At 47.8% G+C, this 25,445-nt stretch carries 24 protein-coding genes; 13 read left to right on the forward strand and 11 right to left on the reverse strand.

Translation table 11 applies throughout. The features are described 5' to 3' along the window. Positions 1 to 286 precede the first annotated feature (286 nt). From IQ294_RS11175 to IQ294_RS11195, 5 genes are read right to left on the reverse strand one after another with little or no spacing between them, the layout of a single operon-like run. Positions 287 to 1,231 (reverse strand): ABC transporter permease, encoded by a 945-nt coding sequence (locus IQ294_RS11175; RefSeq protein ID WP_203334114.1) that lies wholly within the window; start codon positions 1,229 to 1,231, stop codon positions 287 to 289. After that, positions 1,209 to 2,132 (reverse strand): ABC transporter ATP-binding protein, encoded by a 924-nt coding sequence (locus IQ294_RS11180; protein ID WP_203334115.1) that lies wholly within the window; start codon positions 2,130 to 2,132, stop codon positions 1,209 to 1,211. The genes IQ294_RS11175 and IQ294_RS11180 overlap by 23 nt, the downstream gene beginning before the upstream one ends. 2 nt (positions 2,133 to 2,134) lie before the next feature. Further along, positions 2,135 to 2,833, reverse strand: coding sequence for an ATP-binding cassette domain-containing protein (locus IQ294_RS11185; protein WP_203334116.1), 699 nt, complete (start codon positions 2,831 to 2,833; stop codon positions 2,135 to 2,137). Beyond that, positions 2,830 to 3,189, reverse strand: a complete 360-nt coding sequence (locus IQ294_RS11190) for a GntR family transcriptional regulator (protein ID WP_203334117.1) — start codon at positions 3,187 to 3,189, stop codon at positions 2,830 to 2,832. Before IQ294_RS11190 ends, IQ294_RS11185 begins: the two co-directional genes overlap by 4 nt. A 1-nt stretch (position 3,190) precedes the next feature. Beyond that, the gene (locus IQ294_RS11195; RefSeq protein WP_203334118.1) at positions 3,191 to 3,955 is read right to left on the reverse strand and encodes a hypothetical protein; all 765 of its coding nucleotides are present in this window, start codon (positions 3,953 to 3,955) and stop codon (positions 3,191 to 3,193) included. A 142-nt stretch (positions 3,956 to 4,097) separates the two neighbouring features. Between IQ294_RS11195 and IQ294_RS11200 the strand changes: the two genes are divergently transcribed. Then, a complete protein-coding gene (locus IQ294_RS11200) occupies positions 4,098 to 4,520 on the forward strand; it encodes a hypothetical protein (protein WP_203334119.1) in 423 nt (140 codons plus the stop codon). A gap of 46 nt (positions 4,521 to 4,566) precedes the next feature. Here the strand turns inward: IQ294_RS11200 and IQ294_RS11205 are convergent, their stop codons facing one another. Continuing rightward, positions 4,567 to 4,824, reverse strand: a complete 258-nt coding sequence (locus tag IQ294_RS11205) for a hypothetical protein (RefSeq protein ID WP_203334120.1) — start codon at positions 4,822 to 4,824, stop codon at positions 4,567 to 4,569. Next, positions 4,821 to 5,978 (reverse strand): class I SAM-dependent methyltransferase, encoded by a 1,158-nt coding sequence (locus IQ294_RS11210; RefSeq protein WP_203334121.1) that lies wholly within the window; start codon positions 5,976 to 5,978, stop codon positions 4,821 to 4,823. The genes IQ294_RS11205 and IQ294_RS11210 overlap by 4 nt, the downstream gene beginning before the upstream one ends. Positions 5,979 to 6,141: 163 nt before the next feature. On the opposite strand from IQ294_RS11210, the gene IQ294_RS11215 reads away from it, so the two are divergent. The 5 genes from IQ294_RS11215 to cydC all read left to right on the forward strand — a co-directional run bounded on the left by IQ294_RS11215 (position 6,142) and on the right by cydC (position 12,661). Further along, complete coding sequence (locus tag IQ294_RS11215; RefSeq protein WP_203334122.1) at positions 6,142 to 7,785, forward strand: AMP-binding protein; 1,644 nt, start codon at positions 6,142 to 6,144, stop codon at positions 7,783 to 7,785. Between the two features lie 175 nt (positions 7,786 to 7,960). Next, positions 7,961 to 8,752 carry a hypothetical protein gene (locus IQ294_RS11220; RefSeq protein WP_238942787.1) on the forward strand — a complete coding sequence of 264 codons (792 nt, stop codon included), beginning with the start codon at positions 7,961 to 7,963 and terminating at the stop codon, positions 8,750 to 8,752. A gap of 109 nt (positions 8,753 to 8,861) precedes the next feature. Continuing rightward, the gene (locus IQ294_RS11225) at positions 8,862 to 9,035 is read left to right on the forward strand and encodes a hypothetical protein (protein WP_203334123.1); all 174 of its coding nucleotides are present in this window, start codon (positions 8,862 to 8,864) and stop codon (positions 9,033 to 9,035) included. 195 nt (positions 9,036 to 9,230) lie between these two features. Further along, positions 9,231 to 10,958 carry a thiol reductant ABC exporter subunit CydD gene (gene cydD / locus IQ294_RS11230; protein WP_203334124.1) on the forward strand — a complete coding sequence of 576 codons (1,728 nt, stop codon included), beginning with the start codon at positions 9,231 to 9,233 and terminating at the stop codon, positions 10,956 to 10,958. After that, the gene (gene cydC, locus IQ294_RS11235; RefSeq protein WP_203334125.1) at positions 10,955 to 12,661 is read left to right on the forward strand and encodes a thiol reductant ABC exporter subunit CydC; all 1,707 of its coding nucleotides are present in this window, start codon (positions 10,955 to 10,957) and stop codon (positions 12,659 to 12,661) included. Before cydD ends, cydC begins: the two co-directional genes overlap by 4 nt. A 291-nt stretch (positions 12,662 to 12,952) precedes the next feature. Here cydC and IQ294_RS16515 read toward each other — a convergent pair whose 3' ends face one another. After that, complete coding sequence (locus IQ294_RS16515; RefSeq protein WP_432419956.1) at positions 12,953 to 13,315, reverse strand: hypothetical protein; 363 nt, start codon at positions 13,313 to 13,315, stop codon at positions 12,953 to 12,955. A 102-nt stretch (positions 13,316 to 13,417) separates the two neighbouring features. On the opposite strand from IQ294_RS16515, the gene desA reads away from it, so the two are divergent. The 3 genes from desA (at position 13,418) to IQ294_RS11255 (ending at position 16,280) form a co-directional block, all read left to right on the forward strand. Further along, the gene (gene desA / locus IQ294_RS11245; protein ID WP_203334126.1) at positions 13,418 to 14,440 is read left to right on the forward strand and encodes a Delta(5) desaturase DesA; all 1,023 of its coding nucleotides are present in this window, start codon (positions 13,418 to 13,420) and stop codon (positions 14,438 to 14,440) included. Positions 14,441 to 14,547: 107 nt separating this feature from the next. Then, a complete protein-coding gene (locus IQ294_RS11250) occupies positions 14,548 to 15,684 on the forward strand; it encodes a sensor histidine kinase (RefSeq protein WP_203334127.1) in 1,137 nt (378 codons plus the stop codon). Then, on the forward strand, positions 15,681 to 16,280 hold the full coding sequence (locus IQ294_RS11255; protein WP_203334128.1) for a response regulator transcription factor: 600 nt from the start codon (positions 15,681 to 15,683) through the stop codon (positions 16,278 to 16,280). The genes IQ294_RS11250 and IQ294_RS11255 overlap by 4 nt, the downstream gene beginning before the upstream one ends. 53 nt (positions 16,281 to 16,333) lie before the next feature. Here IQ294_RS11255 and IQ294_RS11260 read toward each other — a convergent pair whose 3' ends face one another. Then, positions 16,334 to 16,696 (reverse strand): DUF2188 domain-containing protein, encoded by a 363-nt coding sequence (locus tag IQ294_RS11260; protein ID WP_203334129.1) that lies wholly within the window; start codon positions 16,694 to 16,696, stop codon positions 16,334 to 16,336. A 109-nt stretch (positions 16,697 to 16,805) separates the two neighbouring features. Between IQ294_RS11260 and putP the strand changes: the two genes are divergently transcribed. Beyond that, the gene (gene putP, locus IQ294_RS11265; RefSeq protein WP_203334130.1) at positions 16,806 to 18,326 is read left to right on the forward strand and encodes a sodium/proline symporter PutP; all 1,521 of its coding nucleotides are present in this window, start codon (positions 16,806 to 16,808) and stop codon (positions 18,324 to 18,326) included. Between the two features lie 51 nt (positions 18,327 to 18,377). On the opposite strand, the gene IQ294_RS11270 is transcribed toward putP, so the two are convergent. Next, positions 18,378 to 19,928: a BCCT family transporter gene (locus IQ294_RS11270; protein WP_203334131.1), complete on the reverse strand. Its 1,551-nt coding sequence runs from the start codon at positions 19,926 to 19,928 to the stop codon at positions 18,378 to 18,380. A 167-nt stretch (positions 19,929 to 20,095) separates the two neighbouring features. Here IQ294_RS11270 and IQ294_RS11275 point away from each other — a divergent pair, with 167 nt between their 5' ends. Further along, complete coding sequence (locus tag IQ294_RS11275; RefSeq protein ID WP_203334132.1) at positions 20,096 to 20,800, forward strand: VOC family protein; 705 nt, start codon at positions 20,096 to 20,098, stop codon at positions 20,798 to 20,800. A 90-nt stretch (positions 20,801 to 20,890) separates the two neighbouring features. Next, positions 20,891 to 22,162 carry a GTPase HflX gene (gene hflX / locus IQ294_RS11280; RefSeq protein ID WP_203334133.1) on the forward strand — a complete coding sequence of 424 codons (1,272 nt, stop codon included), beginning with the start codon at positions 20,891 to 20,893 and terminating at the stop codon, positions 22,160 to 22,162. A gap of 287 nt (positions 22,163 to 22,449) precedes the next feature. Here the strand turns inward: hflX and IQ294_RS11285 are convergent, their stop codons facing one another. Further along, complete coding sequence (locus IQ294_RS11285; RefSeq protein WP_203334134.1) at positions 22,450 to 24,168, reverse strand: ABC transporter ATP-binding protein; 1,719 nt, start codon at positions 24,166 to 24,168, stop codon at positions 22,450 to 22,452. A gap of 197 nt (positions 24,169 to 24,365) precedes the next feature. Between IQ294_RS11285 and IQ294_RS11290 the strand changes: the two genes are divergently transcribed. Beyond that, a complete protein-coding gene (locus IQ294_RS11290; protein WP_203334135.1) occupies positions 24,366 to 25,226 on the forward strand; it encodes a DUF6612 family protein in 861 nt (286 codons plus the stop codon). Positions 25,227 to 25,445 lie beyond the last annotated feature (219 nt).

A 25,445-nucleotide genomic window follows, 5' to 3' on the forward strand; every position in this document is an offset into this window, starting at 1 on the left:
TCAACTTGGGCCCGAATACGATCAACTTCCACTAAAATACGATCAACTCGCCAATTCAACCCAAAAAAGCCGCGCAGGCAACTGCTGCCTGCGCGGCTAAATTTATAGTCTGAAAATACTTTGAAAAAGGGGTTCTGTGTCCAGACTCCAGCGGCCCAGGTCTTCGGGTCATAAGCCAGCCCAGCTGCTGTGGAATAAAAGTTGCTCCTGCATCGCTTCGCCAGCTTCGTCGCATAGAGATGACGCAAATTACATTTGTCCAGCTCTTCGCTGTCGCTTTTCTTTATTAAGCCGTAACATCCCTTTTCCCGAAAGTAAGGTAGCTGACGGCCATGAAAATCACAAAGTAGACCATCAGTACGATCACCGACATGGTCATCGTGATGCCTTCGACCGGTAAAAAGCCAGTGTAATACTGTGTCAGGTCGGTGTGTGTAAACAAGTAGTATTTGACGATTTCATAGTCCGCCAACAGGAATACCAATTGAATCCCTGTAAACATCAGGAAGATCGACAAGCCGATCGCAAGCGAGCTGGAACGGAATACGGTGCCCAGCATAAATGCGAAAGTGCCGATGATCCAGACGCCCGCGAAACTCAAAGCGAGCATCTTGAGGCCTTCGAGCCAGAAGGACCCTTCGGCAACTTCGGAGCCGTTCCAGGTGAGGAAGGTTCCTTCACCGATGCCGAAGAAAATCAGTCCGGCCATTGCGGTGGAGATGAACAGCACAATTGTCAGCAGCACCGCATAGATCATGGCAGCAAGATATTTGGAAGTCAGGATCTTCCAGCGTTTGACGGGACGTGTCAGCAGCATCTTGATGGTTCCCTGTGAAAATTCAGCCGCTACAATGCCACCGGCGACTATGACTGTGAACAATGTGACGATTGAGATCATGAAATGTGATTCGATGACACCTTGCTGCATACTTGTGTATTCATAAGGCGGCAGATCATTTTCCAAACGGTGCTCGGAAATCGCTATTTCTCCTTCGAAATAGTCGCGCTGGACTTGATCGAGCTCAGGATTTTCGAGCATGCTCTGGTTGTAGAGCATTTCATTGGTCTCGACCTGCTGCCAGGTTTCCGGATTTTCGACCGGCATGGCGGTGTTCACCCATTTGGTGATCGCGGCAGTGCCAAATAGAATCAGGACCAGCAAAATCAGCATGATCCAGGAGGATTTACGGCTCCATAATTTCATCCATTCATTTTGTATGAGCTTGAGCAATGTCTCCGCCTCCTGTCATTTCAAGGAATTGATCTTCCAGTGTCGCTTTGAACGGCTGCACGGCGAAAATCGAGATATTCGCATTCACCAGGATTTTGACAGCACCGGGTACGTGTTCCGCTTCTGTTTCCACGATCAATCCATCGTCATGGCGGGAAACCGGGAAGCCGATGCCCGCCAATATCTCTTCTGCTTCCGCCAGCGGTTCGACTTTGAAAAGGAATCGGGACAGCTGCAGCTCTTTGACGTTCTTTATATCGATCAATTCACCGTTTTGAATAATGGCGATCCGGTCGCACAACAGTTCAATTTCAGACAATAAATGACTGGAAACAAATACGGCGACACCGTTCTCACGGGCGATTTTCTGCAAATACAGGCGGAATTCCCGAATTCCTGCGGGGTCCAGCCCATTGGTTGGTTCGTCCAGAATCAGGAATTTTGGATTGTGAAGAAGTGCTTGGGCCAAACCAAGCCGCTGGCGCATGCCAAGTGAGTAGGAACCCACTTTTTCGTTGATGCGGTTTTTCATGCCGACCTGCTGTACCACTTCGTCGATCCGTTTCTTCGGGATGCCTTTATGCATTCTTGAAAAGTGAAGCAGGTTCTTGTAACCCGACATGTATTTATACAATTCGGGATTTTCAACAATTACGCCGACTTTCTCGATGCTGTCCTCGAAATGGTTCGTTACTGACTGTCCATCGATGATTACATCGCCTTCCGTCGGCTTCATCAAGCCGACCATCATCCGGATCGTCGTGGTTTTACCGGCGCCATTCGGTCCGAGGAAGCCGGTAATCTGCCCTTTGTACAAGTCGAGATTCAGATTCTTGATGATCCTTTTATTGCCGATCGTCTTTGATAAATTCCTGATCTGCACCAACGCCTGTTCAGACATCTTCAAGCACCTGCTTTCGTTTCTTTTGTCATCCATTCCACCGTATCCATTCCGGTTTCGCTGCGGATTTCATCCAATTGCCTATGAGCCAGGACCTGGCCGTTTTTCAACAGGACCAATTCATCGAGCAGCACTTCCACTTCCCGGATTTCATGCGTCGACAGGATCAAAGTCTGGCGCTCCAGGTCCGTAAACCGGATCAGGCCTTTGACCAAGTCTCCCCGCACCATCGGATCGAGTCCGGAAAAGGGTTCGTCCATTAAATAATAACGGCTTTCCCGACCTAATGTTGCTGCCATTTTAGCACGTCCACGCATCCCTTTGGAAAGATTTTTCATCTTTGAGGCAAGCGGGACTTCCAGGAAATCCAATACCTCTTTCGCCTTCGCTTCATTGAAATCGGCGAACTGGCTATTGTAATACGCAAGTAATTGTTTGACGGTGAAATAGGGGTAGAACAAATCGGTATCGGGAAGATAGGCGATTCGGCCGGCATGCTTCCGTGACACAGGATCACCGTCGACAAGGATCGATCCGCGGTCAATCGGGCTGACCCCTGCAAGGGATTTCAGCAAGGTGGATTTCCCGCTGCCATTTTCACCGGCAATCCCGATGATTTTTCCGGTTTCTAGTTTGAGGTTAACACCCTGCAGCGCCTTAGCGGAGCCGAATGATTTTTTGACATTGCTCAATTCGATCATTGGATTTCCCTCCTGACAAGTTCCACGATTTCATCTTTCGAAAAACCGTAGGCTTCGACATCGGCGATAAAAGATTTCACCAAATCGGTTTTTTTGCTGTCTCGCAGCATATTTAAGCGATCTTCGTTGTCAGTAATGAATGAACCTTGGCCACGCCTGGTTTCTGTAAGTTCCATCGCTTCCATCTCCTTGTAAACGCGTTGCACTGTATTGGCGTTGACCCCGACCTCAATCGCATATTCACGGACAGAAGGCAATTTATCGCCCGGTTTTCTGTGTCCCCGGATAATATCCCCCGACAGCAGGTCGATCAGTTGCTGATAAATCGGCTTATCCTTTTCGAAATCGAGCCCCATCTCAAGCCCTCACTTTCTTTTCGAACCATCGTGCTGACAGCAGGTAGAGACCCGACAATAACAGCAAACTGATCAGCAGCTGTCCCATTTGAATCGTCGGCGGCTCCCCGAAAGAGACCATCAACCCGTAGGACAGGCGGGTCAGCAAGTCGGATTCGCTCACCTGGATGACCCAGAAACCTGTAATTGCCGCGTATAATTCAGTTGCTGCAATACGGTCCCACATTTCAAGGCCGAAGATGAACAGCCCGATGGAGACGATGTATGCAAAGCCCCCGATTTTCGGTTTCATTGTATAGAACATGGTCAAGTAAAAATAGTAAATGATGGAGACGAATACCGAGAAGAATAATATTCCAGCAATGAAAGCAGCTCCAAAGAGGAGCAATTCATCCATATCAAATACTTCAGGTGCAATAAGCGTAAATGCAAATGTCAGGATACTCATCCAGAGCAATGACAGGCATGTGACAAAAAAAGCGATCCCGAATTTACTGGCATTGATTTTATGGATGGAAGCAGTGGAATGGAAAAAGATATCCGGATGGTCCATCTCTTTTGTAAAAAGGATGGAGAGCAAAATAATCGGCAGCAGTATATGCAGCGCCATCATTGTTCCGCAAAAGACCAGGAGTCCCTCATAGAATTCAGTCCGGTACAGGGAAGCTGCTCCCAGTGGGATAACGATATCCAGCAAAAATGCCAGCAGCATATAGCCTTTGATAATCGTCCAATCTTTCATCATCAATCCGCGCAATTGGTTCATCGTGCCATCTCCTTGTCTTACTGTATTAATCAAATAGTACACCGCTGTAATGTTAATTGCAACACAAATTCCAAATAAATGTCTAATGCATCCTTAAAACGGGAATAGGGAGGTATACAGTTTTTATCTGGGAGGAATCACAATGAAGGAATTACTGGATAAAGAGCAGATATTGATCGCATACTATGCCCAGTATTTTAAAGGGGCCACGCTGGAAGACGTCAAAAAACTCGATGAACGGCTGTCCGAAGCGGTAGGGGAAGAGCGGTACAGAAAAGCCGTCAAGGAACTTGAAGACGAGGGATTGATCTACGGCCTTGAAAGGGCGGAAGCACGTAAAAGGGAAGACGGCGTCGAGAGTCCGATGGCGACCAACGAAGGGATGCTCTACGTCAACAGCACCCTCAATCTGCAGTCGGAATCCGTCGAGGACCATCAATTGGATTACCTCAAAAATAATTTGGAGACGAGCCGCCTGGAATTCACACTGGAGCCGGTCGAAGAGTATGTAATGGAAGTGATCCGGGAACAGGCGGAGAAAAAGCCGAACGAAAACTCTCCGTAATCAAATAAAAGAAGCATCCCTCATAAAATGGAGGATGCTTCTTTTATTATCCTAATTCCAAAATGAAAAACGCCAGGAAAATAGTGAGTACGACAATCGTATTGATCACCATTCCGACTTTTCTGCTGACATCGTAATCGAGTGCAGGAAAGCGTTCGGCGACTTTCATCCCGCCGACAATCAGGCCGACCAGGACCAGCAGGTTGAGGATGATGTGCATATCATAGACATGGACATCGATGTAGCGCACCAGTATGACGGAAAACGCTAAAATGATGCCGTTGACGATGTGGATTCTTTTCATAATAGCTCCTTTAATTCATTTTCAAGAAATGGTTTTGCAGACAATAGGCCAGTGAACTGGCGGTAGCGCTCCAGCTGTCCGGCTTCGGGTTTCCGCCCGGTTTTGTATGCGCGGATCAAAATATTCTTCGGCGTATGCTCCATATCGATGAATTCCATCAATTGTGTTTCATATCCGACAAGCGACAGCAGTTCAGCGCGGATGGAATCTGTCGCAAGAGCGCTGAACCGTTCTTTGATCAGTCCATGCTGCAGCATGATGCCGAGTTCCGGCGAATTGATCTGATGGTTCAATTCACTTTGGCAGCAAGGGACGCTGAGAATGACTTTCGCATTCCATTTAACCGCACGCGATAAAGCCATATCGGTCGCCACGTCGCACGCATGCAGCGTTACGACCATGTCGACTGCGGATTCCTCGTTGTATTCATTGATATCCCCGACCAGAAACTCCAATTGCTCATAGCCCAGATCTTCTGCGATGCCGCGGCATTCCTCAATCACTTCTTTTTTCAAATCGAGGCCGGTCACCCGGAGATCGAGGCCTTTTTCGATGCGCAGGTAATGATAGAGAGCAAAAGTCAGATACGATTTCCCTGAGCCGAAATCGAGGATGCGGACGGTCCGGTCTTTTGGCAGGTGAACCAGCGAATCATCGATGAACTCGATGAAGCGATTGATCTGGCGGAATTTATCGTATTTCTGTTTTTTGACGCTGCCATCCGGATTCTGCACGCCAAGGCGGACGAGAAACGGGTAAGGAACACCCTCTTCCAGCAGATATCGCTTTTTTCGGTTATGGGACAGCTGCGCCTGTTTCTTTTCTGTTTGTTCCGTTTTCCAGCTCACCTTTAATTTCTTGGAGAGCTGGATCTGGACTTTCTCTTCATTGAATTGAAACAGGCCCTGGCGGAACTCCGCGAATAACTCCGCTAATTCCGCAGCCGCTTCCTCCACCGTCAGGTTCTTATGCTTCAGCACATGTTCATGCTGGTATTCGAATTGTATATGATAGATATTCTTTATTTCGACCGGTTTTAATCTGACGCGTTTCAAGTCACCCGATTTCTGGCGGGGCTGACTGATTGTCGCTGACACCAGTCCTCTGTTCGTGAGGCGTGCCATTAATTGTCGGTGCATTTCTTGTAATTCCATGGTATTTCCTTTCCTGATCCGTAATAAGACAAGTTTATCATGGATTCGGTGCCTTGAGGGAGAGAGCTGTTTTACAGAAAACCTATTTGAAAATTAAATTAATCGGAATTTTATGATAATATAATATGGGAATGGAAAACGCTTACATCATGGGGGGATTCTAATGGCGATTTTAAAACAGACGGTAGGGGAAATGGTGCGCGAGCGGGCTGCTCTGCATCCGACGACAGAAGCCTACGTTTACCCGGAGCATGGCATCCGCAGGACGTATAAGGAATTTGATGAGGAAACAGACAGGCTCGCCAAGGCTTTTATGGGCATCGGCATAGAAAAAGGCGAGCATATTGCCATCTGGTCCGACAATAAGCGCGAATGGCTGCTGAGCCAGTTTGCCACAGGGAAAATGGGTGGCGTGCTGGTGACAGTGAATACGAGCTATCAGTCGAGTGAACTGGAGTACCTGCTGAAGCAATCGGATGCGGCGACGCTGATCTTAGGAGAAGAATTCAAAGGGAATAATTATATCGATATTATTAATACAGTATGCCCAGAGCTGAAAGACTCCGAAAAGGGCGATATCCGGAGTGATAACTTGCCGCGGTTTAAACGCGTGATCGTCATGGGTGAAAACAGTTACTCTGGCATCTACAAATGGAGCGAATTTGAATCCTTTGCAGAAAGGGTATCAGATGAGCAACTCGAAGAGCGCTTCCATTCGATGGATCCGGACGACGTCATCAATATTCAATATACATCCGGCACCACAGGGTTTCCGAAAGGGGTCATGCTGACGCATCTCAATGTCGTCAATAACGGGAAACTTGTAGGGGATACGATGAACCTGACGGAGCAGGACCGTTTGTGCATTCCGGTGCCTTTTTTCCATTGTTTCGGCTGTGTGCTTGGGACGATGGCGGCGGTGACGCATTCGACGACGATGGTCATCGCTGAACAATTCGAACCGAAGCGTGTGCTGCAGATGGTGCAGGACGAGAAATGCACCGGTTTGCACGGTGTGCCGACAATGTTCATTGCAGAATTGAATCATCCCGATTTTGCATCATTCGACACATCCACTCTCCGTACCGGTATCATGGCAGGCTCGCCGTGTCCGATTGAAGTGATGAAGAAAGTGATCAGTGATATGGGCGCAACAGAGATTACGATCGCATACGGACAGACTGAATCTTCACCGGTCATCACGCAGACCCGTGCGGATGATGCAATCGAAAAACGCGTTTCGACGGTCGGTAAACCGCATGCGGAGGTTGAAGTGAAAATCATTGATCCGGCAACCGGTGAAACCGCCGCATCCGGTGTCCCGGGAGAGTTGTGCACCCGGGGCTACCATATCATGAAAGGTTATTATAAAAATGAGGAAGCGACCCGAAACGCAATCGATTCCGAAGGCTGGCTGCATACTGGCGATATTGCGGTGGAAGATGAAGATGGCTATATCGCAATTACGGGCCGCATCAAAGATATGGTGATCCGCGGAGGCGAGAATATTTATCCGCGGGAAATCGAGGAATTTCTATACAGTCATCCTGCGATCCAGGATGTTCAGGTGGTAGGGGTGCCGGATCCGAAATACGGCGAGGAATTGATGGCCTGGATCATTCTGAAAGAAGGGGAACAGCTCGGTGCGGAGGAGCTGCGAACGTATTGTACGGGCAAAATATCCCGTCATAAAATTCCGCGGTATTTTGAATTCACGAAAGAATACCCGATGACGGCTTCAGGAAAGATCCAGAAATTCAAATTACGCGAACAGTCCGCTGAACTGGCTGGCACTAGCAAGGCTTAAAGGAAACACTGTTTTGATGGAATTGAACTTGAACTGGAGAAGAGGCGCTGTGATCCGTTGCAGCGCCTTCGGTATTTGTGTCGAAGAGTGGATATTTGTTTAATTGGAGAGGCGAGAGGGGACAGTGGTAAAGTGAGGTCAAATTTATAGGCTGGAGGCGATATTGCGGCGGGCAATGAACGGGTGGACAGGGCAAAGCGGGCCAGCTTTATTTATTGTTGAAACGAACGGAGCGATGGGATTGGTTTGGACTACTCTTATTTATATTATCGGGTTTGTACTTATCCATTTATATTCGAAAAAGATGAAGTTTCTGAATGGCGTGCCGAGAAGCCGCTTTTTGTCATTGGCAGGCGGAATTTCGGTCGCTTATGTGTTTTTGTATCTGCTTCCTGAACTCGCACATTTCCAAAGTGAATTGGAAGGGGAATTGAATGGCGGCGTATGGGCTTTTATCGAAAGCCATATTTACGTAGTCGCAATGTTGGGGCTCGGCTTATTTTATGGGCTTGAAGTGATGGTCGTGAAAGCGAAGAAGAGGGATGAAAAAAAAGCCGGAACGGAAGCCGGTGTATTTTGGATTCATATCGGGTCGTTCATTTTATATAACTCATTGATCGGGTATTTGCTGGTACAGGAGCATTCCCCCGGCAGTTGGGGCACCTTTTTTTATTTTGCGGCAATGGGCCTTCATTTCATTGCGAATGATAATGCTTTGAGCAACTTGCATGAAAAAGATTACGACCGATACGGCAGATGGCTTTTAACAGCAGCCGTGGTCATCGGATGGCTCGTCGGCATTGCTACGGAATTATCCGACCTTATTGTATCGTTTCTCGTCGCATTGCTTGCCGGAGGGATTATCTTGAACGTTTTGAAAGAGGAATTGCCGGAAGACCGCGAAAGCAGCTTCTCATCATTTGCTCTCGGTGTGCTTTTATATTCAGTGTTGATTCTCGTAATATGAAAATTCAGAAAAAGGTAGCTATTTTATACTATTTGTTATATAATTTTATCATTATATATGGGTAAAAGGGTGCGCAACTATTAAATTACAATCCTATGAGGTGGCCAAATTGGTTAAAGAAGAGGAAAAAGTCGTTTTCGTATACGAGCTGGATAAACTACGCCATGAATATCGAAAATGCACGAACCTCTCAATGAGGCAGCAAATTAGAGAGGATATTTCTTTATTGCAAACAGTCATCGGCATCGCAGAAGAACATCCAAGCAATTATAGGGAAAAATGAAGGACCTGTAAGCGGAGAATAGCTTATGGGTTTTTTTATGCGTAAAAAGATTATTTCCCGGGAAATAATTTGGAATCGGAAAGTTAACAGGGCTGTAACAATCTCATCGATTATAGGGTTTCAGACAGGCGCACGGAACGGATTTTAGAGTTCCATGCTTTATAATGGAAGTATATGAATGGAGAGGAATGCTTCATGAAAGACTTGAAAAGACTCGCTTTCGAACGGAAAAAAGCAATGAGCCTGCTGATCGCGATGTCTGTCCTGAAAGGGATATCGATGATCGGCCAGGCAGTATTTTTCGTTCTCGCAGTAGATGGGGTTTTTATACAGGATAAGAGTTTTGCAGAGATTGTGCCGTATCTGTATGCGCTTGTAGCAACAATCATCATCCGTTCAGCATCGAGCTATCTGATCGGCAGGACCGGTGTCAATATGGCAGCGGATGTGAAGAAAGAATTGCGCCTGAAATTGGTCAATTCGTTTAAGGAAGACCCATTATTGTCTTCTGCCGAAAGCCCGTCCGGGCAAAAAGTCGGTTTGCTGATGGATGCCGTGGACGAAACGGATGGTTTTTTCAGTAAATACATTCCGCAATTGATGCAAAGTTATGTCATCCCTCTGCTTCTTCTAGTGGCGATTGTCTCGCAGAATTGGACGACGGGCCTTATCCTGTTGCTGACTGCGCCGTTCATCCCTGTCTTCATGGCCATCGTCGGTAAACGGACAAAAGAGAAGGCTGATGAGAAGGTGGATCAGCTGAACCGGTTTTCCGGCACTTTTTTGGATATTCTGCAAGGTTTGACGACACTGCGCCTGTTTGGGCAAAGCGATAAGCAAAAAGAGAAAATCGAGAAGAGCAGTAAGGATTTCCGCGAATCAACGATGGACGTGCTAAAATCTGCATTTCTTTCTTCTTTGACCCTTGAATATATATCGATGCTCAGTATCGGGATCATTGCTCTTGAAGTCGGTCTGCGTCTGGTTGTTTTTGATAACCTCAGCTTTTTCAGCGCTTTCTTCATCATGATCCTTGTTCCGGACTTCTTTATGATGCTGAAGGATTTCGGGAGTGCATTCCATAGTGCCCGGGGCAGCCTGTCTGCGGCGCAATTGCTGGATGAAGAGTTTTCGAAAGAAAGGACACCGGTAAAATGGGGCGAAACGGAATTGGCGGAAAATCGGATTCCCCATATCCGTCTTGAAGATGTGGGTTTTTCCTATAATCGGAATTTTGCCCTGCAGCAGATTTCATTCGATATAGAAGCTGGCAAAAAAATAGCCATCATCGGGAAAAGTGGCTCGGGCAAAACGACGCTTTTGCATATTATCGCTGGTTTATTGCCGGTGAAAGAAGGACGTATTCTAATAGAAGGAAAAAACCGGGAAGAGATCAGCGAATCGTCCTGGTTTGGCCACATAAGCTATATTTCCCAGTCACCTTATCTCTTTGCTGGAACCATAAGCGAGAATATAGCCATCGGTGTCACCGGGGTGCCGAGTGAGGAAGAAATCGAAAGAGCGGCTATGAAAGCTGGACTTGCCCAACTGATCGAATCTTTGCCGGCTGGTTACCGGACACAGGTGGGTGAAGGTGGCCGCGGTCTGTCCGGCGGTGAGAAGCAGCGCATTGCACTTGCGCGTGCTTTTTTGAAAAAGCCGGCTGTCGTCCTGTTCGATGAGCCGACGACCGGCTTGGATCTTAAGACGGAGCAGATTCTGCAGCAATCCATCGCAGAACTCTCACGTTACGCGACAGTCATTACGGTCGCCCATAGATTGCATACCATCCGTAATTCTGATCAGATTATTTATCTCGAAAAAGGAAAAGTGGCCGCAGTGGGCACGCATGAGGAGCTCGCTTCAGATTATGAAACTTATCGGAACCTATTGCCGCTTCAGCAGGGAGGTGCACTGCGTTGAATGGATTATCACAAATTCTGAAATTGACCTTGCGCGAGAAAAAAGATGTCACGCTTGCAATCATCTTCGGTATGCTTGCGGGTTTAGCAAGCGTGGCACTTCTGGCTTCGAGCGGTTATTTGATTTCCAAAGCGGCATTGACTGGCCAATTGACGGTTTTGATCGTGATCGGCGCCTGTTTGAAATTATTCGGCCTCGCATCGGCACTCAGCCGTTATTCGGAGCGGCTGTTCTCGCACCGGGCGACGTTTACCATGCTGGGTAACTTGAGGGTATCGTTCTTTGAAAGATTGTCACCTGTAGCACCGGAGCTTTACGGAAAATACAGAAGTGGAGATTTACTGTCGCGGATCATCGGTGATGTTGAAAGTCTGCAGAATTTTTTGCTGCGCGTATTCTATCCGCCAGTGGTGCTTTTGCTGGTATTTACCGGAACCATTCTTTTCACCCTTTATTTTTCAATCCAAACCGCCATTTTACTGGCAGCCGGATTCCTTTTGACTACAGTTGCGGTGCCGGCATATTTTGCCTGGAGAAGACGCCGCAATGACTGGCGCATCCGCGAAAGCCGCGGTGCACTGTCAGCGGAAGCGACTGAATTCCTGTATGGATTCCGCGATTTGAAAATATACCGTCAGCTGACAGGCAAAGAGCAGCAATTGACGGCATTGATCGATTCCTATAATGAAGAACAGCGTAAGGAAGGAAAAGAAGAAGTTTACAGCCAGTCGATTAATGCACTGGTGGCGTTCCTGATTTCACTGGCCATTCTGGCGATGGGTGCGTACTTTACGGCTGCCGGAGAACTGGATGGTTTATTCCTGGCGATGCTCGTGATGATTTCGTTTGGAGTCTTTGAAAACATCGCCCCGATGGCGGCTTTCCCTGGCCATTTCGAAGAAAGCCGGAAAGCGGCTGCCAGGCTCGAAGAAGTTGTGGGAGAGGCGCCTCGTCATAAGAAAACTGGGGAACTTCCGGCGGACCCGCTGTCCATTTCAGTGCGAAATCTCAGTTATACATTTCCGGATGAACAGCGCCCGGCATTGGACGGCATTTCGCTGAATCTGCCTGCCGGCAGTAAAACCGCCATTGTGGGAGCGAGCGGGTCCGGAAAATCCACATTATTATCCGTATTGATGGATGTGCTTCCGGCTGGCGAAGGAGAAATCACCTTTAACGGCCGCGATTCTGTAGAGTTTTCACAGGAAAGCATCTGGAGCCGGATGAACGTGGTGCTGCAGGAAAATCACTTTTTCTACGGAACGATCCGAAGCAATCTGCAATTAGCCGACTCAGCGGCAGATGACGCTCAATTGACCGAAGCGCTGCAGAAAGTGGAGCTGGCTGATTTTTCTCTCGACATGGAAGTTGAAGAAAAAGGGCAGAACCTCTCCGGAGGGGAAAGGCAGCGGCTTGCAATCGCTAGAGCCATTTTGAAGGCAGGCGAGTTGTGGCTGCTGGATGAACCGGTGTCTTCCGTCGATTCTGCTACAGGACAACTTATTTATGAGCGGCTGTTCCGCAACTATCCCGGCGGCACTTTCATCATCATCAGCCATGATTTATCAGGGCTTCACGCCATGGACCAGATCCTTGTAATGGAAAACGGACGGTTGATTGAACAGGGGACATATGAGGAATTGCTGGAGCAGAAAGGCTATTTCTACGGAATGAAAGAACTGGAGCGAGAAATTCTGGCATAATAGAGGAAAAAACACCTTCTTAATGAAGGTGTTTTTTATTGGAATGAGGGATTATTGCTAAGTTGAGCACAAACGAGGTTCTCCCGCGCACAACGATAGCTCTCCCGCGCACAAATCCCAAAATCCCCGTAAAAAAACTGCCGTACACTTGCCGGCAGCCTGAATGATGAAGAGCAAAGCTGAAATCGGCTTTGCTTTTTAGTTTTGGATAAGAAAAAAGATCAGCAGGCTCAGCAAAGAGCGCTGCTTCGCTGAACCTGCTTATGCCAGGCTTACCGGGCGCTTGCGCTGTTATTTCGATAAAAATTTCTGTTCTCTTTTTATATCTTCCAGTTTCATCTGTTCCAGCTCCAAACGCATTTTCTGCGTCTCGATGACAAAGTTTTCATGCTTCAGCCGCTCGAGTTCTATTTCGCTTTCAATCATCTTATGCTTCAGCTTGGTCTGTGTTTCCAGATGCGATGTGATGATGGCCGCGAGGGGGATAGAAAAAACCATGACTACAGCGATAAACCCGATTATGACATCCACCTCTCTTTCGAAATGTCTGATTATTTCAATTATACACCAGGAACCGGCAATGGGAAGAATTTCATTTTCATCCTGTCCAGGCAAGGGGTAAAGGATTTTTTTAAAATACATGACAAGTGTCATGTATGAATCCGTGCGTTTATGACTTATTCGTAGGTGTTTTTTTGTATATTCTTAGATTAATAAGTTATCCGGACACAGGATGTCCGAATAAGGAGGAAGATCATGAGTAAAGAGAAAACAGCACAATTGCGCAAATTCGTGAAACCTTTTGAAGGCTCTGATGTAAGAGCAAGTGTACGGCAATTGGTGAATACCATTCCACCATTTATCATTGCATGGTTTCTGGCTTACCAGGCATTGGACGTTTCGATTTGGCTTACCATTGCATTATCTGCAGTAGCTGCAGCTTTTGTAATCCGTACCTTCATCATTTTCCACGATTGCACACATGGTTCTTTCTTTAAAGACAAGAAAGCGAATGCCGTAGTCGGGACAATTACTGGGATCATGACATTATTCGCTTATGAAAAATGGAAACGCGAGCATTCGATCCACCACGCTTCAAGCGGAAACCTTGATAAACGCGGCGTCGGTGACATCTGGGTCATGACGATCGAAGAATATGTGGAAGCATCGAAGTGGGAACGCTTCAAATACCGCATGTACCGCAATCCGCTGGTCATGTTCGGTCTTGGACCATTATTCCTTGTACTGATCTCAAGCCGTTTCAACCGGAAAGATGCACGTAAGAAAGAACGCAACAATACGTATTTGATCAATATCTCTCTTGTCGTTATCTACTCGCTTCTTATTTGGGCGATCGGCTGGCAGGCATTCCTGATTGTCCAGGGCACAACGATGTTCATCGCTGGAGCACTTGGTATCTGGTTGTTCTATGTACAGCATACATTCGAAGATTCTTATTTTGAAGATGAAAGCGAATGGGATTATGTGAAAGCGGCTGTAGAAGGAAGTTCGTATTACCAGCTTCCGAAAGTTCTGCAATGGGTCACAGGGAACATCGGTTTCCACCATGTGCATCACTTGAGCCCGCGCGTTCCGAACTATAACTTGGAAAAAGCGCATGAATCCACTCCGCCTCTTCAGCAGGCAACTACAATCACGATTAAATCGAGCCTTAAATCATTGCGCTATAAAGTATATGATGCAAAAAATAAAACCTTCGTCACATTCGGTGACATTAAGCACTTGCTGCAGGATTCAAAGACTACTGCACAAGACTAAGAAAAGCGACATCGAAAAGCAGAAAAACCATTCCCCGGCGGAATGGTTTTTTCTTTTGCAGAGAGTTTGGTATGATTGATAATAATAGCGTTAACGAGGAGGAGCTTATGCGAAGCTGGTATCAATTATTCCCGAAAAACCCATGGCTCAGCCTGTATGCATGGCTCATCTTTGTTATTTTACCTTTCTTCTTCATCTTCCGGTCTTCATCGCTGGTGGAAATCGGCATCGGTATCGCCCTTTTGGGGCTGTTCTTTTTGGCATACCGTTTGTCCGTCAATTCACGGACGGGATTCGTCTATCTCTGGGTAAGCATCGAGATGGCCATCAATATCATCTTGACCTACCTTTTCGGCTACGTTTATTTGGCCATTTTCCTTGCTTTCTTCATTGGCAATATACGCAATAAGGTCGGCTTTTATATCGTTTACGGCATTCATATCGGAACGACCATCGCAACGGTGGCTCTCGGCATCGTTTTTCATAGTAATCTGTTCCTGTCCCAGCTGCCGTTTATCGTACTGACGGTTCTCGGCGTCATTCTTTTGCCGTTCAACACCTTTAACCGCAATAAACGCGAAAAATTGGAAGGCCAGCTGGAAGATGCAAACAAGCGGATTTCGCAATTGGTTATAATAGAAGAAAGAGAACGGATTGCGCGGGACCTTCACGATACGCTCGGCCAGAAACTGTCGCTGATCGGCCTGAAAAGTGATCTTTCCAGCAAATTGCTGTACCGTGATCCGGAAGCTGCATTGAATGAAATCAATGATGTCAGGCAGACTGCCCGCACGGCTTTAAAGGAAGTGCGTGAATTGGTGTCGGATATGCGCGGAACGAAACTGGAAGATGAATTGCTGCGGGTGCAACAGATCCTGAAGGCAGGCGAAATCGATTTTGTGATGTACGGTAGCCCGAAACTGAAAAATACGCCTCTGCTGGTGGAGAATGTCCTGAGCATGTGCCTGAAAGAGGCGGTCAATAATGTCGTCAAGCACAGCCATGCCACAAGGTGTACCATCCTCATCAAACAGACGCCGCAGGAAGTTCTGGTGCAGGTGCAGGATGATGGCATCGGCTTGCCTGAGACAGGAGGCTTCATGCAGGGAAATGGTTTGGCCGGCATGAGGGAACGGCTTGAGTTCATCAATGGCTCTGCAGATATCAAAGGATCGGACGGAATGACGTTGAATATCCGGGTGCCTAACGTAATACTTCATAATTCCAAGGGGGAGATGGCATGATTCGAATAGTTTTGGCTGAAGATCAGCGTATGATGCTTGGAGCTTTGGGCTCCTTGCTTGATCTGGAGGAAGATCTGGAAGTTGTCGGCATGGCGCCGAACGGCCAGGAGGCGATTGAACTTGTTGAACAGCTGAATCCGGATATTTGCATCATGGATATAGAGATGCCGCTGAAAAGCGGCCTCGATGCAGCAGAGCAGCTGAAAGATCATCCATGTAAAGTGATCATCCTGACGACATTCGCACGGGCCGGCTATTTTGAGCGGGCACGCAACGCAGGCGTCAGCGGCTATTTGCTGAAAGACAGTCCGAGTGAGGATCTCGCCTCTTCGATCCGGAGTATCATGAGCGGCCGCCGCATCTATGCGCCTGAACTTGTGGACCTTGCCTATGAAGCGGATAATCCGCTGACAGAAAGGGAGAAGCAAGTAATGGAGCTGATTGCGCAGGGGAAAAGCACCAGCGAAATCGCTAAGGAGATGTTCATCACATCCGGCACTGTACGAAATTATATCTCGGTGATCCTCGACAAACTGGATGTCGGCAACCGGATTGAAGCCATTTCGCGCTTCAAGGAAAAAGGCTGGTTCAAATAAACGGCAAAAGCCGGCGAAGAGGGGGATTCTGCTTCTTCGCCGGTTTTCCTGTGTCATTCGTATAATGTATCTTCTAATTTACCTTCTTCTGTGTAGATGTGGAGTTCGCCGTTATGTTTGTTGACGTAGCGTTTGGCATCATCCATCAGCTCTTCTTTTGTCTCCTCGATCAGGATCGCTTTCTTGCTGTCTTTTTTCTTCAATTGCCATCCTTCATCGTGGGAACGGATTTCGTAGATCAGCTTTTCTTCGTCGCCGTGGACGCTGGATTTTGCACGATCCAAGGCAATCGGAATCGCACGGCCCTCTTCATAGCCATCGCGCAGCAGAGCGTTGGCGATTTCAATAGCTTTGTTGCGTACATCAGTGTTCAGATTTTTAAATGAATCCGGATAATCATCTTTATTCCATGGCACTGTCATCGCCTCCTTGACTCTCAATTCCCCCTTTTATTAGCATGCGAAACAAAAAATTACTGGTATTAAAGACTTAGAATGTTACAATGTTGAAGAAGGGGGAGATTAGATGTCAGATTTAACTTATCAAATCATTGCGCTAATAATTTACCTCATCGCTATGTTAGGCATTGGTTTTTATGCATATCGAAAAACCGTCAATTTATCCGATTACATGCTCGGGGGACGCGGTCTTGGACCAGGCGTAGCCGCACTTAGTGCAGGGGCATCCGACATGTCAGGCTGGTTATTAATGGGGCTTCCAGGAATTATATATCTTAACGGTCTGGTGGAAGTCTGGATCGCCATCGGATTGACGATCGGAGCCTATTTGAACTGGTTCTTCGTGGCTCCGCGTCTGCGCGTCTATTCACTTGTCACAAAAGATTCGATTACAATTCCCAGCTTTTTAGAAAATCGCTTGAGAGATTCTTCACGGTTATTACGAATTGTTTCCGGAATTATCATTTTGATCTTTTTTACGTTCTATGTGTCTTCAGGAATGGTGGCAGGAGGAGTATTCTTTGAAAGCTCATTCAATATGAGTTATCAAACAGGTATGCTCGTCGTGGCTGGAGTGGTTGTAGCGTACACTTTGTTCGGCGGATTCCTGGCCGTCAGCTATACGGATTTTGTACAGGGTGTCATGATGTTCCTGGCGCTGATCGCTGTGCCGACGGTCGGCGTTTTCGTTACCGGAGGATTCGGTGAAACTGCTGATAGCATCCGTTCGGTTGATCCGGCTTTACTGAACTTCACTACGGGTGCTTCGGCGATCGGCATCATTTCGGCTGTGGCATGGGGGCTGGGATATTTCGGACAGCCTCACATCATCGTCCGTTTTATGGCCATTAAGACTTTGAAAGAAGTCCGGCAGGCCCGTCGCATCGGCATCGGCTGGATGATCCTAAGCCTTCTGGGTGCCACTGCTACAGCTCTTGTAGGGATTGCTTATTTCCAGCAGAATCCAAGTGCATCACTGACAGATTCAGAAGCGATCTTTATCACGCTTGGACAGATACTGTTCCATCCATTTATCGCCGGCTTAATGTTGGCTGCTGTACTGGCCGCCATCATGAGCACGATTTCGTCTCAATTGCTGGTTAGTTCTTCGGCGTTGGTGGAAGATCTCTATAAAATTGCTTTTAAAAAGAAAGTTTCCGATGCCGTCGTTGTAAATCTTGGCCGTGCGGGCGTTCTATTGGTCGCGGTTGTCGCTGCTTGGCTGGCATGGGAAAAAAATCAGACGATCCTTGATCTGGTTGCTTACGCATGGGCAGGATTCGGTGCGGCATTCGGTCCACTGATCCTCTTGGCATTATTCTGGCGCAAGCTTACGAGTATGGGCGCACTGGCAGGCATGATCGTAGGTGCCGTAACTGTCATCATCTGGGATCTGCTTGGCAAGGTCGAGGAAGGGGCAGTTCCAACGCCGAATCAGGAATTTTTCGGCAGTGTCTATGAAATCATTCCAGGATTCATCCTCTGTCTGTTGGTTGCGTGGTTAGTAAGTCTTGTCACCTATAAACCGAATGCAGAGATCGAAACAGAATTCGATGAAACGTTGCGTTTGATCAAAGAAGATAAATAAGCAATAAGAAAAAGCACAACCCTTCCGTAATGGAAGGGTTGTGCTTTTGTTTTATTTCCGTTGATCTTTACGTGCTTCACGTTCCATTTTTTTGAACTGGCGCAAATCTGACTTGCGGATTGGCGGTGTTTCAGTTCGTATGATTTTAACGAACGCCCACACCATCATCAGGAGCAGGACGGTAAATGGCAATGCCGAGATGAGTGAGGCAGTCTGCAGCGCCTCGAGTCCACCTGCAAACAGCAGGACTGCAGCGATCGCGGACATCAGCACACCCCAAATGATTTTGAAGGCCGTCGGCGGATTCAGGCTGCCGAAGCTAGTCATACTCGCCAGGATATAAGTAGCGGAGTCAGCGGAAGTGACCAGGAATGTGAAGATCAATAGGATGGCTGCGATAGACATGATAGTCGACAATGGCAGCACATCAAAAGTCTGGAATAACGCGGAAGTCAAGTCGTTATCGACTGCTTCTGCGATGCCGGCTCCATTATTCAAATCATAGAACAGCGCAGTTCCGCCGAATACGGCAATCCATACACAAGCGATGGCCGGCGGGATGACAAGAACGCCCATTACGAATTCACGGATGGTGCGGCCGCGGGAAACGCGGGCGACAAAGGCGCCGACGAACGGGGACCAGGCGATTGCCCATGCCCAGTAGAAAATCGTCCAGTCACTCACCCATTGGCCGTCAGCATAAGGCTGCATCCGCAAGCTGTACTGGATGAAATTTGTTAGATAGTCACCAAGTGCAAGCGTGAACGTTTCCATGATGAAGACTGTCGGCCCTGCGATAAAGACGAAGACCATCAATACTAAAGCTAAGCCGAGGTTTAAATTACTGAGATATGCAATACCTTTATGTAGGCCGGTAGATGACGATAACGTATAAGCGGCGAACATGACGCCGATGATGATCAATTGGATCGTAAACGAATTTTCGATGCCGAAAACAGCATTCAATCCGCCGTTCATCTGAAGGACCCCGAGTCCAAGGGATGTAGCGATACCCATGACTGTCGCAATAACTGCCAGGGAATCGATCGAGTGCTTGATCACAGGCCTCGAACCGACTACGGGTTCAAGGGCGGTTGATACCAATCCGGATTTTTTCTTGCGGAACTGCAGGAAACCGATGATCAGACCGACGATCGCGAAAACCGACCACTGGCTGACGCCCCAATGGAAAAATGAGTAACCCATCGCAATGCGCGCGGCTTCCGGAGTTTGTGCTTCATTGCCGAAGGGGGTAGTGAAGAAGTGGCTCATCGGTTCGGCTACTCCCCAGAACACGAGCCCTGCACCGAAACCGGCTGAAAACAGCATGCCGATCCAAGTGAAGAATGGGAACTCCGGGCGATCAGAATCGGCCCCGAGGCGGATACTTCCGTATTTGCTGATGGATATAAAAATGAGAAAGAGGGTAATGATGAATACAGCCAGCAGGTAGAACCAGCCGAAATTACTGGTCGTGAAGCTGAAAAGCGTGTTGGCTGCATTCGTAAACTGCTCATTTGCGAGCGCCCCAAGCAGCACTAACAGCAAAATCACTGCTGTCGAAACAATAAAAACAGGATTTTTCCATAAATTTTTGTCCATGTTGACCTCCTATGTAATATAAAGATTTAATACTATATACCCTAGCTTAACGAAAATAACCGGGTGATACGATTAATATGGAAAGAAAAAGGCAAAAATAATGAGATGTTTTCAAAAGGAAATATTTAAATAGAAGGAAATCGAATTAACAGAAAGGGATTGGATCCATGAAATTTGACCATGTCATACACTTTATAGAAGAGACGCCGGAGAGTGCAACCGAATTCTGGAATCGTCAAAAGTTGAAAGCGGTCGCCGGGGGCCGGCATGAAAAATGGGGGACCCGCAACGCTTTATTGTATGGAAAAGACAGCTACATCGAATGGCTGGCTCTTGAAGAAAGGAAAGTTGCTGAAGGTGCCGATCATCCATTGACGCAATTGCTGCTGCATAACGGAGCGGGGTTCGGGACGGTGTGTTTCCGGACGGAATCGATTGTCGCGCTTGATGAACGGTTGAAGGCTTCAGGATTTCAGACGAGTGGCATATTGGACGGGAGCCGCCGCACGGCTGAAGGGAAGCTGATCGAGTGGAAGATGCTGTTCATCGATGAAGAACCTTCTGCCCGCCTGCCGAATCCGTTTTTCATCCAATGGGGTGAAAGCGACGACCAGCGTTATGCGGCACTTCGTGAAAGCGGAGCAGTGACGGCGGAAAGTGACGGTCTTTTATTGGAACGCTGCATTTTTGGCGTCGAGGACGTGGAAGCTGCCGAAGCGAGATGGAAACAGCTGCTGGGCGGCACATTGCAGCTGCCTAATTGCCGGATTGAATTCCGCGATTTGCAGGGACGGCAGGAACGTCTGGAAGAAGTCCATTATCAAAATGGCGGGCGGCGCATTGAATTTGAAAAAGGTGTTTATTTTATATAATCCCTCGAATTTAAAGGCGGGCTGCCTCTGTGATAAGATGGAGGGAACAGAAGCGGTCCGTTTAAACTGGCTGCAAAGGAGAATGTGCATATGGATATATTGAAGGAAAAAGCAGTGCTGGTCGGAGTGCAATTGCAAAAAGACACGCATTTCGCTTATGAAATGGATGAACTGAGAAATTTGGCAAGTGCCTGTGACGTAGAAGTGCTCGCAGAACTCACCCAAAATCTTGATCGCATCAATACGGCCCATTATGTCGGAAAAGGCAAAGTCGAAGAACTCAAAGCGCTTTATGAGGAACTGGACGCGAATGTGATCATTTTCAATGACGAACTGTCTCCATCGCAAATCCGCAATCTTGAAGAAGAGCTGGAGTGTAAAGTCATCGACCGCACGATGCTGATCCTGGACATTTTCTCCCGGCGAGCCAAAACGCGTGAAGCGCAAGTACAGGTTGAACTGGCTCAATTGCAGTATATGATGCCTAGGCTGGTCGGACTTCGTGCCTCTCTTGGAAGACAGGGCGGGAGCAGCGGCGGTGGTGTCGCGAACCGCGGTGCCGGTGAAACGAAACTGGAACTTGACCGCCGGAAAATCGAAGACCAGATTTCGAAGCTCCATAAAGAATTGGAGCATATCAAAGATCAGCGGGTGACACAGCGCAAGCAGCGTACGAAAAAAGGCATGCCGGTCGTGTCGCTTGTCGGTTATACCAATGCCGGAAAGTCCACGGTCATGAATGAACTTCTGAAAAAAACAGGGCACCAAGAAGAAAAACAGGTTTTCGAAAAGGACATGCTGTTCGCTACCCTGGAAACATCCGTACGCCAGATTTCACTCAACGACAATAAAAGCTTCCTCCTCACTGATACGGTGGGATTCGTCAGCAAACTGCCGCATCACCTGGTGCGTGCTTTCCGTTCGACGCTTGAAGAAGCGCGGAACGCCGACCTGCTTTTGCATGTCGTCGATGTATCCCACGAAGAATACCGCCATATGATGGAAGTCACGAACCGTACCCTTCAGGAAGTCGGCGTCGAAGATGTGCCGACGCTGTATGTGTACAATAAATCCGATCTTGCCGGCATCCCGTATCCGAAAATGAATGGCGATGGCTTATGGATCTCCGCAAAAGAGGACAAAGGATTGGATGAACTGCTGGCGATGGTCAAGCAGCGCATCTTCGCCACTTATGTAACATGCCGGATGGTCATCCCGTTCGACCGCGGCGATATCGTCGCTTACCTGAATGACAGTGCGACAATCCGCGAAACGGAATACGAAGAAGACGGCACATCGCTGACCTTGGAATTGAGCCGGGCGGATTACGACCGCTACCAGGAGTTTGTAGTAGGTAAATAAAATTTAAAAAGCAGGCTTCCGCGGAAGCCTGCTTTTTTGATGGTGTGGTGTTTTTGGAAATCCGATCAACTTGAGTGCGAATCCGATCAACTTCTGGCCAAATACGCTCAACTCGCAAAAAAGCACGGCCGGGGAAATCCCAGCCGCGCTGTCGCTTTTCTCTATTGTCCAGACTCCCGCGGCCCAGCACTTCGGGTCATAAGTCAGCCCAACTGCCGTGGCAAAGGACGCCACTCTGCTGTTCTTTCTTATGCCTTTCAGAGCTTAACGGGCGCTGTCGCTTTTCTCTATTGCTGAAATTGAATCCGGTGCAGATTAGCAAAAATGCCGTCGTGTTCCAGCAGTTCATTGTATCCGCCCTGTTCAGCGATGCCGTCTTCAGTCACGACGATGACGCGGTCTGCATCGCGGATCGTTGCGAGCCTGTGGGCGATGATCAGGGTGGTGCGGTCTTCAGCAAGTTCAGTAAGAGCTTCCTGGATGACGCGTTCCGTTTCGGTATCGAGCGCCGAAGTGGCTTCGTCGAGAATCAGGATCGGCGGATTCTTCAGGAACATGCGTGCAATGGCCAGGCGCTGTTTCTGTCCGCCTGATAATTTCAGTCCGCGTTCGCCGATCTGTGTCTCGTAACCGTTCGGCAGTTTGCTGACGAAGTCTTCGAGATGGGCTTTGCGGGCAGCAGCTAGAATTTCCTCATCGCTGGCGCCTTGTTTGCCGTAAGCGATATTTTCGCGGATGGTGCCGGTGAACAGGAACACATCCTGCTGCACGATGCCGATGTGCGAACGCAGTGAATGCTTCGTCATATCGCGGATATCGATGCCGTCTATCGCAATGGATCCCTGCTGGATATCATAGAATCTCGGGATCAGTGAACAGATCGTCGTCTTGCCGGCACCGGATGGCCCGACAAATGCGATCGTTTCGCCTGCCTGCAAAGTCAGGTCGATGCCATTCAATACTTTTTTATGCTCATCATACCCAAAGTGGACATTGTCGAACGTGATATTGCCCTGCAGGCCGCTGACCGGCTGGGCGCCTTTTTTGTCGACGATATCCGGATCCTGTTCGAGCAGCTCGCGGAACCGGCCAAAACCGGCCATCCCTTTCGGATACAATTCGAGCAATGCGCTGATTTTGTCGATCGGTTTGATCAGCACGTTCAGGAATAACACGAAACTGACCAGTTCCCCGTAGCTCAGTTCTCCTTGGTAGTTCAGCCATGCTCCGTAAACGAGGACGATCAGCGTCAGGAGGCGCGTCATCATATAGATGCTAGAATGCGTAGCGGCCATCACTTTATAGGCGACAAGTTTGGCAAGACGGAAGCTGCCGTTGTCTTTTTTGAAACGGTTGATTTCAAATTCTTCATTCGTGAAAGATTGCACTACGCGCGCGCCGGAGACACTGTCTTCGACCCGTCCATTGACGTCGGCGATTTTGCCGTACATATTGCTCCACGCCGAGTTCATCTTGATGTTGCAGTACGTGATCAGCCAGACCAGGAATGGAATCACGATCAGCGTGACAAGTGCAAGTTTCGGGTTGATCCAGAACATAATGCCGAATGCGCCGAAAAACGTCATGATGGCGATGAAGAAATCTTCCGGCCCATGGTGTGCCAGCTCTCCGATATCAAACAAGTCATTCGTGATGCGGCTCATGATGTGGCCGGTTTTGATGTTGTCGAAAAAGCGGAAGGACTGCCGCTGCACATGCGTGAACAATTCTTCACGCATATCGGTTTCAATATTGATGCCGAGCTTATGTCCGAGATAGCTGACGATATATTGGAGGAACGTGCTAAGCAGGAATACGGCCAGCAGCAGGACACTGACGGTGACGATCGAATTCCATTCCCCGCTCGGCAGCAGGTCGTCGATGAACCACTGGACCGCCACCGGAAACGCAAGTTCCAGGATTGCCACGATGACGGCACTCGAGAAATCGATGATGAACAGCCGTTTATGCGGCTTATAATACTTGAAAAAATGCTTTAAATTCAAAATTCCCACCTCTTATATGTATTGTACAGGCCATTGAATGACGCTCTGATCACTGAAATAATTTTCCCACAAAGAAAAGTATAGTCCATAACTGGAAAATAAACGATTGAAATTTCGGAAATCAGCCTATTTTATGAAACTTAAAGAACTTTGCGTCGTATAATGTATTAATACAGAAACTGGAAAGGATGATTATTTTGAAAAAATGGCTGACGGTGATGGGATCAGGTGCATTGGCGCTGACATTGGCAGGATGCGGTGAAACGGCAACACCATCCGAGGACACGGAGCCTTCGGAAAAAAGTGACTTGACTCTGGAAGAGCTTTTTGCAAAAACGACAGCAGCATCTGAAGAGGCGGAAAGTTTCCATATGGATATGGTGACGAACCAGACAATGGTGATGGGGCCAGGGATGGAAATGGACATGAAAATGGATATGTCGATGGATGTGACACTTGAACCGATGGCATTTTATCAGACAGGTACATCCGAGTTTATCTCTGAAGATATGGAAGGCATGCCGGCCATGGAAACAGAAATGTATTATACGCCAGAAGGCATGTTCACTTATGATCCGATGATGGATGCGTGGTTTAAAATGCCGGCAGACGAAATGGGGGAACTTGAGGCGATTATGTCGATGGAGCAGCAATCCGGTGACTTGTCGGGGCAGTTGGAACAATTGGAAGCGTTCCAGGATGATTTCACTTTTGAACAAACCGATGATGAATTCATTTTGACGCTGGATGCAGCCGGTGAAGAATACGAAAAACTGATTTCTGAACAAATGGGCCAGATGATGGGCGATGCGGAAATGGAAATGGGCGCTCAGGAGCTTCTGGCTGGAATGACGATTAACAAGGTCTATTATGAGATTTTCATCGATAAAGAAACGCTGTTGCCGAATACGATGAATATCACAATGGATTTTGCGATGGAGATGGAAGGTGAATCCATGACGATCCAGAGCGATATTCAGTCTGAATATAGTGGCTACAACAGTATCGACGCCATCACGGTTCCCGCGGAAATACTTGAAAACGCGGAGGAAATTTAAGGGATTCTACTATAAAAGCTGTGCCATTTGCCGGAAATCCGGCAGAGGGCGCAGCTTTTTTATGCACGAGGAGGCCTTTAATTGTGGCAAAAGAAGGACAAATCTTCTGATTCTCATCTAAATGAAAATTATTCTCAGTTATTCGTTGACTCTTCTCAATGGCATGATATACTAGGATTTGTGAGACAGTGATAATGATTATCACTATCAAAAATTCAG

The organism is Planococcus beigongshangi (assembly GCF_016820495.1).
GTDB lineage: Bacteria > Bacillota > Bacilli > Bacillales_A > Planococcaceae > Planococcus > Planococcus beigongshangi.

Coding starts and splice junctions, on each gene's coding strand:
- IQ294_RS11275 (WP_203334132.1), top strand. CDS start 20,096: ATGAAATTTGACCATGTCATACACTTTATAGAAGAGACGCCGGAGAGT.
- IQ294_RS11190 (WP_203334117.1), bottom strand. CDS start 3,189: ATGGGGCTCGATTTCGAAAAGGATAAGCCGATTTATCAGCAACTGATC.
- IQ294_RS11195 (WP_203334118.1), bottom strand. CDS start 3,955: ATGAACCAATTGCGCGGATTGATGATGAAAGATTGGACGATTATCAAA.
- hflX (WP_203334133.1), top strand. CDS start 20,891: ATGGATATATTGAAGGAAAAAGCAGTGCTGGTCGGAGTGCAATTGCAA.
- IQ294_RS11215 (WP_203334122.1), top strand. CDS start 6,142: ATGGCGATTTTAAAACAGACGGTAGGGGAAATGGTGCGCGAGCGGGCT.
- IQ294_RS11220 (WP_238942787.1), top strand. CDS start 7,961: ATGAACGGGTGGACAGGGCAAAGCGGGCCAGCTTTATTTATTGTTGAA.
- IQ294_RS16515 (WP_432419956.1), bottom strand. CDS start 13,315: ATGACACTTGTCATGTATTTTAAAAAAATCCTTTACCCCTTGCCTGGA.
- cydD (WP_203334124.1), top strand. CDS start 9,231: ATGAAAGACTTGAAAAGACTCGCTTTCGAACGGAAAAAAGCAATGAGC.
- IQ294_RS11200 (WP_203334119.1), top strand. CDS start 4,098: ATGAAGGAATTACTGGATAAAGAGCAGATATTGATCGCATACTATGCC.
- IQ294_RS11185 (WP_203334116.1), bottom strand. CDS start 2,833: ATGATCGAATTGAGCAATGTCAAAAAATCATTCGGCTCCGCTAAGGCG.
- IQ294_RS11270 (WP_203334131.1), bottom strand. CDS start 19,928: ATGGACAAAAATTTATGGAAAAATCCTGTTTTTATTGTTTCGACAGCA.
- IQ294_RS11205 (WP_203334120.1), bottom strand. CDS start 4,824: ATGAAAAGAATCCACATCGTCAACGGCATCATTTTAGCGTTTTCCGTC.
- IQ294_RS11210 (WP_203334121.1), bottom strand. CDS start 5,978: ATGGAATTACAAGAAATGCACCGACAATTAATGGCACGCCTCACGAAC.
- IQ294_RS11255 (WP_203334128.1), top strand. CDS start 15,681: ATGATTCGAATAGTTTTGGCTGAAGATCAGCGTATGATGCTTGGAGCT.
- desA (WP_203334126.1), top strand. CDS start 13,418: ATGAGTAAAGAGAAAACAGCACAATTGCGCAAATTCGTGAAACCTTTT.
- putP (WP_203334130.1), top strand. CDS start 16,806: ATGTCAGATTTAACTTATCAAATCATTGCGCTAATAATTTACCTCATC.
- IQ294_RS11180 (WP_203334115.1), bottom strand. CDS start 2,132: ATGTCTGAACAGGCGTTGGTGCAGATCAGGAATTTATCAAAGACGATC.
- IQ294_RS11250 (WP_203334127.1), top strand. CDS start 14,548: ATGCGAAGCTGGTATCAATTATTCCCGAAAAACCCATGGCTCAGCCTG.